At 61.3% G+C, this 8076-nt stretch carries 7 protein-coding genes; 5 read left to right on the forward strand and 2 right to left on the reverse strand.

Translation table 11 applies throughout. The annotated features are described in order from the left end of the window. Positions 1 to 424: 424 nt before the first annotated feature. Complete coding sequence (locus tag GR303_RS23880; protein ID WP_161726917.1) at positions 425 to 1459, reverse strand: IS481 family transposase; 1035 nt, start codon at positions 1457 to 1459, stop codon at positions 425 to 427. A 121-nt stretch (positions 1460 to 1580) separates the two neighbouring features. On the opposite strand from GR303_RS23880, the gene GR303_RS25265 reads away from it, so the two are divergent. Further along, positions 1581 to 1712, forward strand: coding sequence for a hypothetical protein (locus GR303_RS25265; RefSeq protein ID WP_262032524.1), 132 nt, complete (start codon positions 1581 to 1583; stop codon positions 1710 to 1712). A 772-nt stretch (positions 1713 to 2484) separates the two neighbouring features. Here the strand turns inward: GR303_RS25265 and GR303_RS23885 are convergent. Next, positions 2485 to 2916 (reverse strand): YybH family protein, encoded by a 432-nt coding sequence (locus GR303_RS23885; RefSeq protein ID WP_161726918.1) that lies wholly within the window; start codon positions 2914 to 2916, stop codon positions 2485 to 2487. A 588-nt stretch (positions 2917 to 3504) separates the two neighbouring features. Here GR303_RS23885 and GR303_RS23890 point away from each other — a divergent pair. The 4 genes from GR303_RS23890 to GR303_RS23905 all read left to right on the forward strand — a co-directional run bounded on the left by GR303_RS23890 (position 3505) and on the right by GR303_RS23905 (position 7345). Continuing rightward, positions 3505 to 3759: a hypothetical protein gene (locus tag GR303_RS23890; RefSeq protein WP_161726920.1), complete on the forward strand. Its 255-nt coding sequence runs from the start codon at positions 3505 to 3507 to the stop codon at positions 3757 to 3759. Between the two features lie 19 nt (positions 3760 to 3778). Further along, positions 3779 to 5191, forward strand: coding sequence for a multicopper oxidase family protein (locus tag GR303_RS23895; RefSeq protein WP_161726922.1), 1413 nt, complete (start codon positions 3779 to 3781; stop codon positions 5189 to 5191). A 54-nt stretch (positions 5192 to 5245) separates the two neighbouring features. Continuing rightward, positions 5246 to 5731 (forward strand): cupredoxin domain-containing protein, encoded by a 486-nt coding sequence (locus GR303_RS23900; protein ID WP_161726924.1) that lies wholly within the window; start codon positions 5246 to 5248, stop codon positions 5729 to 5731. Between the two features lie 264 nt (positions 5732 to 5995). Next, a complete protein-coding gene (locus GR303_RS23905; protein WP_161726926.1) occupies positions 5996 to 7345 on the forward strand; it encodes an adenylate/guanylate cyclase domain-containing protein in 1350 nt (449 codons plus the stop codon). Positions 7346 to 8076 lie beyond the last annotated feature (731 nt).

The raw sequence follows: 8076 nt of genomic DNA on the forward strand, positions 1-8076 counted from the left end.
TAGGGTCCGTCATGGCGTGGTCTCCAATGGGACCCTGGCGCTCCAACGCCCGAATCCCGTTTTGTGGGCTTCAACACCCGGAGACTACGCCACCCTCTCAAAAGTCCACCACATCCCAGACGGCACCCTGCTCGATGGCCAGTGCCCTCTGACAGCTTTGGCCCTGATCAGTGCCATCGGAAGGGCGATGTTGTGCCGCTCTCGCGAGCCTCGTGCTATTATGTGCGTGTCCTCGACAGGAGGCAGCTATGCGTCAGATAACGGTTCTTGTAGTGGCTATGCTCGCTGGGATGCTTATGCCTTCGCCCGGATTAGCCCAGTCTGGATATAGCGGCTGGCATCACCGCGATCATGAGATGTAGTAGTCGGCATTTGATCTGACAGTTGGCGTCCGGAGATTGGTCGGGCCATCTGTCTGATTGCTTCATGCGGCGATCATTTTCTCCTTTGCTAGCGGAACGTCATCCACAAAGGTCTGCATCGGTGTCTTGCCAAAGCACCACCGGCCCTGGTGTGGCCGTTCCTCATTATAACTCCTCACCCAGGCGTCGAGATCGCCCTGCAGTTCGGCAATTGAGCCGTAGATCTTCTTGCGGAACGCCACGCGATAGAACTCGTCCAGCACCGTCTTGTGGAAGCGCTCCACGATGCCGTTCGTCTGCGGGCTTTTGGTCTTGGTCCGGGAATGGTCCACGTCCTCGATCGCCAGATAGAGCTCGTACTCATGGTGTTCGGGATTGCCGCAGTACTCAGTGCCGCGGTCGGTAAGCACCCGACATAACTTCACCTCGTGAGCATCGAAGAACGGCAGGACACGATCGTTGAGCAGGTCGGCCGCGGTGATCGGGGTCTTGCGGTCGTACAATTTGGCGAACGCCACCTTGGTGTAGGTGTCGATGAAGGTCTGCTGGTAGATCCGACCCACCCCTTTCATCGTGCCGACGTAGAAGGTGTCTTGGGCTCCGCAATAGCCAGGACACTCGCTCTCGAACTCGCCATGTGCGTCCTTCTCGGCTTTGGCCTTCTCCAGGGCCGCCAATTGGCTCTCGGTCAGGATCAGACCTTCCTGTGCGACCTTCGCTTCCAAAGCTTTGAGCCGCTTCTTCATCGTCTCGAGATCATGCCGCTGCCAGACGCCACGGACGCCGGCGGGTGAGATCGAGTGGCCGCGCTTGCGCACCTCATTGGCCAGGCGGATCTGACCGAAGGCGGGCTGCTCCAGGGACAGCTCGATAATCACCGCTTCCAACTCAGGTGGGGTGCGGTTGGCCAGCAGCGGCTTGCGCCGGGTCAGCTCCTGCAGGGCCAGTTCGCCGCCGGTCTCGTAGAGCTCTTTGAAGCGGTAGAAGCTGTCGCGGGAATAGCCCATCATCTTGCAGGCCTGGCTGACATTGCCAAGCTGCTTGGCCAGCTCCAGCAGGCCGACCTTGGCCCTGATGATCTTCTGCTCGTTGGTCATGACGGTGCTCCTTGGGAACGCCGAGGCCGGGCGCTACGCACCCCGACCACTCCGCGCCCGGCCTCGGCTCATGCCTCAGCCTAACGACACCGTCTGTCAGATTAAGTCCAAACTACTTCACATGAGAGCGCTCAAAGCCGTATTCGCCACCCTCATCACGGCGGCGTTGTCAGACATCATCGGTATCGTGCTCATCACCACAGGCACCCCATCCATTTCCGCACCGACCGGCGCCGGGGCTATGGTGGTCTGACGCGTGCTGCGGCCAGGTTTGGCTACTCCGGCGTATGGAGGCCTTACGGCTACCGGGGCTACACCGCTTCTGTCCATAGGAACTGCTTTCTCACGCGGAGGTGGGTGCACTCGCCCCATGGACCGCATCGGACCTGGGTTCGGGTCTGCATTTGAGCCAGGGGCAATCTCGAAGTGGCACCTTGGACTGCCAAACTGCTGCCCACGGGTTCTCACCCGTGGCACTCCTGTTCAGAGTATTTGAGGTAATAGACAATGCTGTGGCACACTCGCACTTTAGCCGCTGTGAGCGGTGGTTTCCTCGCCGTCCTGCTGGTAGCGACCCTCCCTCTTCGCGCAAATGACGCAGAGTTACAGAATACTCTCAGGCTGGCAGGTTGCCTGATGCCTAAGATCAAGTTGCTTTGGGATCAGGGCGCTATAAACGTGTATGAGGCAAACTGCGCGGCAACCTCGCACCGGATCGTCACGGTCACATGCAGCAGAGGACAATGCCGCGTCGACGAGACTAAGTGGGGGGACATGCTGGATCAACGCAATACAGGTGCTCCTTACCCTGAGGATCAGAACCCAGAGCTAAGGCGCAGGTGAGTCAACCAGTCTGACCTCCAAAAAAGAAGCCGTCCGGATCAATCCGAGACGGCTGAAGGGGGAGGCTCTCAAGGCCTCGTAAGGGAACTACGCCGCGAAATCACGGTGTAATCGCAACAACCGTACAAGGTGGATTGCCCTTTCGGCAAGGGCTGAAGCAGGCTGCGTTGGCCTCAGCCCTCCTACGGCCGCCGAGACGAGTTATGAGATTGGACGATCTTCCAGTCATTGCCCTGCTTGCGCAGCACGCTGGTAGCAACAGCCTGACGCTCGATCACGCCTCCCCTCGTCGGCTCGATCCGAAACCGGTAGGTCTCGGCCGCAAGAGCATAGGGTCCGTCCACTTTCACGGTTACTGCGTAATCCGAGTAGCGAAACGACCTCACCTCCTTCAACTCCGGCCCAAGGTGATGGCCCAAGTAGTGTCTGAAGGTCCCCTCTGACGCGCCGTTCTCGAAGACAGCTGAGTCTTCCGTGAATAGAGTGACACTGCTGGAGGCATCCAGCCTCTCAACCGATGCCTTGTAGGCCGCCAGCACGGCCTTAACAGCACTGATCTCCGCCTCATCAGCTTGCAAAGCTGACGACCCCAGCAGAGCAGCCGCCAAGGTCATTGCAGTCAATGAACTCCGCATTGTTCCTCGCAAGACTAATCTAAGCCGCAGTCCTACGAACCAAAATCTACAGCTGGTAGCTAGGCTTAGCAATCTGCGCTGAGCCAAGGAGCTCGCGACGAGGCCTGGTGCGATCTGTTCAGCTAGATCACGACCCCTTACTACAGCTGAGTCGACATTAGTTCGGCTGTCGGACACTTTTATGCCTGGATACATTGAGCAGAAAGGGAGCTAACCCAGCTTGGAATTGATTGATCGTATACGGTAGAGGCTGCTTTGGAATCTACCAAGCAAAGCCGCGGTAGGCACCAGCTGCTACGAGCGGGCAAAATTAGCTGCGGTCAGCGAGGCGGACAGTACCAAGATCAAATGGGACATGACGAGGCGTCGCGGCTTGTGGACCGACTTCCAGATCCCCATCTATAGCTTTGGCACCGGTGCGGCCTATGGCGCCCCGGAGACTTCTCTGAGGGCCGCTAATCGACTGGTGGAGTGGGGTCAATTGCCCAGTCGGAAGCACCCGAGGCGTGTTTGTGCTGCCAAGGTAACTTCGATCTCGCCCGGCATTATCAGAACCGTGTTCTGCCCTTGCAGAAGCGGATCCAGGATGAAGCCCTGCTGCAGTACAGCGGCATGCTCGTCGACCTGAGCCAGCTCATCATCGACGCCCGGACCCGCATCCTGAGCAATGTCGATGCCATCAACGCCCGCCGCGACTTCTGGATCGCCGCGACCGACCTCAAGGCCGCTCTTGTGGGTGGTCTGGCAGGCGGCGGTGGCGAGGCCGGCGGAGAAGCCACTGCGGCGGCCGGCGGCGGGGGAGCCGCCGCTGCCGGACACTGAAACACTTGAGGAGACAACCATGACCGTATCGCGAAGAGGGTTTCTCGGCGCCGGGGGATTGGCCCTCGCCGGAGCCAGCATGATCAGTGGACGCACACAGGCGGCCAGCCTGCCTGAGGCGCCCACCATGACCGAAGCCACCATGCAGCCGCCGCTCTACCCAAAGAGCGGACCGGACTACCAGCCCGTCGTCACCCTCAACGGCTGGACGCTGCCGTGGCGCCAGAACGGCGACTGGAAGGAGTTCCATCTCGTCGCCGAGCCGGTGGTGCGCGAGATGGCGCCCGGCATGAAGGCCCACCTGTGGGGCTACAACGGCCAGTCGCCGGGACCGACCATCGAGGCGGTGCAGGGCGACAAGGTGCGCATCTTCGTCACCAACAAGCTGCCGGAGAACACGGCGGTGCACTGGCATGGCCAGCTCCTGCCCAGCGGCATGGACGGCGTCGGCGGCTTGACCCAGCCACACATTCCGCCGGGCAAGACGTTCGTCTACGAGTTCATTCTGCAGAAGTCCGGCACCTTCATGTACCACCCGCACTCGGACGAGATGGTGCAGATGGCGATGGGCATGATGGGCTTCTTCGTGGTGCACCCGCGTGATCCGGCCGAGCGCCGCGTCGACCGCGACTTCGTGTTCCTGCTCAACGCGTTTGACATCGAACCCGGCTCGTACGTGCCCCGGGTCAACGAGATGACGGACTTCAACCTCTGGTGCTTCAACACTCGGGTATTCCCGGGCATCGACCCGCTCGTGGTGCGCCAGGGCGACAAGGTCCGCATCCGCTTCGGCAACCTGACCATGACCAACCACCCGATCCACATGCACGGCTACGACTTCAAGGTCACCGGCACGGACGGTGGCTGGGTGCCGGAGACGGCGCAGTGGCCGGAGGTTTCGGTCGATGTGGCGGTCGGGCAGATGCGGGCGTTTGAGTTCGTGGCCGATGCACCAGGTGACTGGGCGATCCACTGCCACAAGTCGCACCACACCATGAACGCCATGGGCCACGATGTGCGCACCTACATCGGCGTGAACATGAACATGACCGCGCCGGCGCTCAAGAAGATCGCGCCCGGCTACATGCCGATGGGCGGCAGCGGCATGGGCGAGATGGGCTCGATGGAGATGCCACTGCCCGACAACACGCTGCCGATGATGACGGGCTATGCCCAGTTTGGGCCTGTTGAGATGGGCGGCATGTTCTCGGTTGTGAAGGTGCGGCCGGGGCTCGACCACAACGACTACAAGGATCCGGGTTGGTACAAGCACCCGGAGGGCACGGTTGCCTATGAGTGGACCGGCGAGAAGCTCGCCGAGCCGGCTCGGGCGACCTCACCCGACAGCGGCGTCAAGGCGACAGAGTTCAAGGCTGTCGATCCGCGCAAGCGACCGGCCCGCACTGCGGGCGGAGGGCACAACAATCATTAGGCGTTCAGGTTGATCTCTCTAGCCTGACTTTGGTGCACAAGGAGCACAGACACGATGAAGAAGACTGCAACTCTCTTCGGGGGGCTCTCAGCCCTCCTTCTCTCGACTGGCCTTGCTCTGGCAGGCCCTGGTGGTGCTGGTCACGGGCACGGCGATGAAGCGGCTTACGGCAAGCCCGGCGACCCGAAGAAGCCGGCCCGGCTGGTGCAGGTCAGCATGCGCGAAACAGATGGCAAGATGCTGTTCTTCCCCGACAAGGTTGAGGTGAAGGCGGGCGAGCAGGTGCGCTTCAAGCTCGCCAACAACGGTGAGGTGGAGCACGAGTTCGTGCTGGCTACGGTTGAGGAGAACGCCAAGCACAAGATCCAGATGGAGAGGAACCCGGACATGGAGCACGAGGATCCGAATGCCCGGCGTCTGCAGCCCAAGAAGGGTGACGAGATCGTGTGGCAGTTCACCAAGGCTGGCACGTTCGAATACGCCTGTTTGATCCCGGGCCACTACGAGTCCGGCATGAAGGGCACCGTCGTGGTGAAGTAGCGTTCTCAGGAGAGATCAGCCGATCAGTGGAGACCTTGCGCTCGCTCTCCTCGTCGGCTTGCAAGGGCAATCAGCCCGCTCAAGACCTGCGATACTCAAACCCACCGAGCAGAGTGACAAGGTGCAGTTTCAGGCCGACTGGGTGAACGGGCAACTCACCCTCGTCAAAATGCAGAAGGCAAGGTAAGCTCAAGACCTCGTCGGGCGCTGCATTGTAGATCCTTGCGGCGGCCGGCGACCACTAAGAATAACAAGGAAGCCACCATGCCGGCCACAGGTGTGGACAAAGCTGTCCGCCAGCGAGGTTCGGCTAACGAGCTGCCGCAGCATCTGGAAAACGACTTCGACCGGCAGGCCCTTGTGCCGCGACTTCTGGTGCTGGCGATGCTCGCAGCTGCTACCCTCCTGGAATATGGCCATGGCCACTGGGAGGGCCACTGGATTGTCTTGGTGATCTATGGCCTGACGACAGTCGTGCTGGCGCTGTCCTCGCGCTTCGCTGCAGGCCAATCCTGGTTACCCTGGGTCGCCACCGTTACTGACGCTGGCTTGGTGGTCTACGTGACCGCCGACCATCTGCCGCGGGATACCCACGATTTGGCTCTCGCAACGGATGCCGTCAGTCTGTTCCCGGCGTTCCTACTGCTCATCCAGACCGGGCTCAGGCTGCGGCGCGACCTCGTGGCGGCGTATGCAGGCATTGTAGCTGTGGGATGGCTCGCAGCGCTCTCCACGTTTGCCGACTCGGGGACGTTTGCGGCAGCTGGTCCCAGTCCTCTGGCAACGCGACAGGTGCTTGGACTCCTGTTGTTCGTCGCTACCGCAGGCTTCGTCTTCTACGCGGTACACCGCATGCGCTTGGCTTGGGCGACCATCCTGCGGGTGCAGTGGGATCGTATGCTGTTATCGCACTTTTTGCCTGAAGGGATAGCCGCTGAGGTGGTCAACGGCGAGGCCGAGATTGCCGAACGCCACGTCTGCCTCCTAGCGGTCGACATACGGGGCTTCTCTGCGCTCGTGCGGGAGCGTCCACGTCGCGAGGTGATCGGGACCTTAACGGAGTTTCGGCGCCTTGTTCATGACTCGGTCTCTCACCACGGGGGCATTGTTGATAAATATCTCGGGGACGGGGTGCTCGCCGTCTTCCTTCACGATACCCCCGAACAGCAGGCCGAGTCTGCCTTGGCCGCCGCCCTCGACATCCTGCGCCAGATTGAAGGATGGAAAGAGCATGTCCATGCCCCGTCGGGTGTTCGCGCCATCGCTGCATTACACAGAGGCCTCGTCTTCGCGGGCGTCTTCGATGATGACCGACGCGCCGAGTTTACCGTTCTTGGACCGGCGATGAACGCCCTTTCCCGCATGGAACGACGGGCCAAGGAGGCTCGCGTCGATCTATTGGTCTCGAAGGGATTCCTGCGCCTGCTGCAGCCATCCACGCGGGCCGGCCTCGAAGCGCATCCGATTAGACGGCGACCCGGCGATGAAGAGTTGCCGGATGTCCTTTCGGTGCATCCGGTCGGAGCCGCGGCCGTATCTCAGCCCTACCTTGCAGCGGTCCACGCCTCCCGGATCTCAGAAGACACACCTATGTGTAGAGATGGTGGGCAGTAGCGGAATGTGGGAGCAGTTACAGCCTGGCAGGTCTTGCCGCTCTGCCCCGACGCTCAGCGGCTTTGCTGGCGCCGCACGCACAATGGGCTGCCGAACTCATGCGCAGGTGGCCACCACGTCTTAGTAGCGACCGGCTGGCATTGAGGGGGTGCCGGTCCCGCCAGGAACACCTGTTGTTCCGCTCGTGTCCGCTGCGCCAGGGTCGCTGCTTCCAGCCGCAGCGCCGCCTTGACCGAGAGTTCCGCCCGCACCCGAGCCGCGTCGTGGCAGTATTGGAGCTCCGCCTCCATTGGGCGTTGTGCTGCCTGTGGTTGCAGGGCTCCCGCCAGATCCGCCGCTACTGCCGGTACCGCCTGTTGTCCCGGCACCAGCTCCACCAAGGCCACCTGCTCCGCTGGCTCCTGTGCCTCCTACTGCACCAACTCCTTGCGCAAGTGCAATACTCGCGCTGCCGATCAGGAGGGCTGTTGCCAACATCGATTGCTTAATGCTGTTCATGATCGTGCTCCGCTGTTGTCGCTCTCCCGGCTATCTGCGAGAGGCCTCTCAAGATCGAGCAACACTGCCGGGCGAACGCACAGACCAACCCGACGTTCCGATGAGGGTAAGCGCGCATTTCAGTGCACGTCGTAAGGCGGGGTTCAGGCTGGCTGTTTGTTGAAGTTGAAGGGCAGCAGGTCGTCGATATCGGCGTCGTCGGGACGCTGCGGCGATTCGGTGAGAACATGCCG

The organism is Microvirga arsenatis, assembly GCF_009910705.1.
Lineage (GTDB): Bacteria > Pseudomonadota > Alphaproteobacteria > Rhizobiales > Beijerinckiaceae > Microvirga > Microvirga arsenatis.